General features: G+C 57.1%; 2 protein-coding genes. Both read left to right on the top strand.

Translation table 11 applies throughout. The annotated features are described in order from the left end of the window. The first annotated feature begins 43 nt into the window (after positions 1-43). Complete coding sequence (locus H5U08_RS16005) at positions 44-1,639, top strand: N-6 DNA methylase (protein WP_297035322.1); 1,596 nt, start codon at positions 44-46, stop codon at positions 1,637-1,639. Continuing rightward, positions 1,590-2,343, top strand: a 754-nt coding sequence (locus H5U08_RS16000; RefSeq protein ID WP_297035318.1) for a DUF559 domain-containing protein, incomplete at its 3' end; no start/stop codon positions are given. The genes H5U08_RS16005 and H5U08_RS16000, both read left to right, overlap by 50 nt.

The following is a 2,343-nucleotide window of genomic DNA, read 5'->3' as shown; positions in this document are numbered from 1 at the left end:
GCAAGGGAGTCGTTACCCTGCCAACGGATGGGACAGATAGCGAATGGGCACCATGAAAAAGCTATTCACGGATTACCTTCGTTCGATTGCAGAAATTGCTCAGCGGGGCGATGCTCGCGAGGAAAGTTTTTACTCCGCCTTGCAGAGTCTGTTGGAAAATGTTGCCCAGCAACAGGGCCGGGCTGTGCAGGTGACGGTCCTTCCCAAAAAGACGGAAGGTGGCAGTCCCGATTTTCGGATCTGGGACGGTTCACACCAGGTCATCGGTTACATCGAAGCCAAGTTTCCCGGAAGCAGACTCGATCAGATCGAAAACTCAGAACAACTCCAGCGCTATCGGCATACCTTTCCCAATCTGATCCTGACCGATTTCTTTGAATTTCGCCTCTACCGGCATGGCGAAGAGGTGCGGCGTGCGCTGCTTGGTCGCCCATTCATCGCCCAGACGCTTAAAAAGACCCCGCCCGCCGCGAACGTCGGGGACATGAGCGATCTGATGTCTGCGTTCCTTTCGTTCGCCTTGCCACCCAGCCTGACGCCCGAGGAGCTTTCCCGTGAGCTTGCGCGGCGCACCCGTTTTTTACGAGATGAGGTGATCCTCCCGGAACTTTGCGAGGAGGTTGCCGCACAAAGCGGTCCGCTGTTCGGGTTTTACGATGCCTTCAGAAAATATCTTGTCGCAGGGCTCAGTGAGCGGCAATTTGCCGACCTTTATGCGCAGACCATCACCTACGGCCTGTTTGCCGCTCGAACGCGTGCCACGGGGGCCTTCAACCGTCAGATGGCCTATGCTCTCATCCCTTCGACGATCGGCATTCTGCGCGACGTCTTTCAGTTCATCTCGCTCGGCAAACCGTCGCCGCAAATGGAAGTCATCGTGGACGACATTGCCGCGGTGTTGAACGCGGCGGATGTGCAGGCCATTCTCACGGAATACTACCGCCAGGGCAAAGGTGACGACCCTATCCTGCACTTTTACGAGACCTTCCTGGCCGAATACGACCCCGAAACGCGCGAACGGCGCGGCGTTTATTACACGCCCCAGCCGGTGGTGCGCTATATCGTGCGCGCGGTCCATCATGTTTTGAAAAGTCGCTTTGGACTGGCCGATGGACTGGCCGACGAGAACGTAACCGTGCTTGACCCGGCTGCGGGCACTCTCACCTTTCCGGCCGAGGCGGTCCGCGTTGCGTTTGAGGAATTCACTGACAAATATGGACAGGGCGCGAAGGACACGTTTCTCCGCCGCCATATTTTGCCGCATTTCTACGCGTTCGAACTCCTCATGGCGCCGTATGCCGTCGGTCATATGAAAATGGGTTTTCTTCTTGACTCGTTGGGTGTTCCGCTCCAGAACGGGGAACGCTTCCAGTTCTATCTGACCAACACGCTGGAAATGGAAGATTTAGAGCAGATTGCGATCCCCGGTCTTGCTTCACTCAGTCAGGAAAGCCACGAAGCCGCCAAGGTGAAAAAGGACCAACCGATTCTCGTCATTATGGGTAATCCGCCTTATTCTGGCATCTCGGCTAATACGAACGACTGGACAGAGCAGCTATTGAAAACTGACTATGACGGTATTCAAAGTTATGGATGGGAAGCCCCTGGGCGAGAAGAACCCGAAATGGCTGCAGGATGACTACGTCAAGTTCCTGCGCTTTGCCCAGTGGAAGATCCACAAGGGCGGGCGGGGCATCGTGGCGATGATCACCAACCACAGCTACCTGGACAATCCCACCTTTCGCGGCATGCGTCAGAGCCTCCTGGGGACCTTCGATGAGATCTATATCATTGACCTGCACGGCAACAGCTTGAAGCGTGAGACCGCGCCCGATGGCGGCCCGGATGAAAACGTCTTCGACATCCGCCAGGGCGTGGCCATTGCCTTGTTCATCAAGTATGGTGAGCAGTCCCACGGGCCGGCTCACGAATATCACTGGCAGACGCCGGCCCACCTGTATGAGCATCTTGGGCCCCAGGCGCGAGAGATGCGCAAGAATCCGACACCTGCCGAAGAGGCCCTCTGGCAGCGATTGCGTCAGGAGCAACTGGGGGTCAAGTTCCGCCGTCAGCACTGCATTGATCGCTTTATTGTGGACTTCTATGCCCGCGAGCCGCGCTTGATCGTGGAGGTGGACGGCCCGATTCACGAATCGCAAAAAGAGTACGATGCCGCCCGACAGGCTTTTCTGGAAAGCCTGGGTTACCGCGTTCTGCGCTTCACCAACGACCGGGTGCTGAACGACATGGAAGGAGTCGTGCGGGAGATTCAGGAGGCGGTGAAACCCCATCCCCTAGCCCCTTCCCCGCAAGCGGGGAAGGGGGACTGTTTGTCGTTGACCG

The organism is Thermogutta sp., from assembly GCF_014359955.1.
Taxonomy (GTDB): Bacteria; Planctomycetota; Planctomycetia; order Pirellulales; family Thermoguttaceae; genus Thermogutta.
The sequence above is the reverse complement of the archived record's forward strand: the minus strand, read 5'-3'. Positions and strand labels throughout refer to the sequence as shown.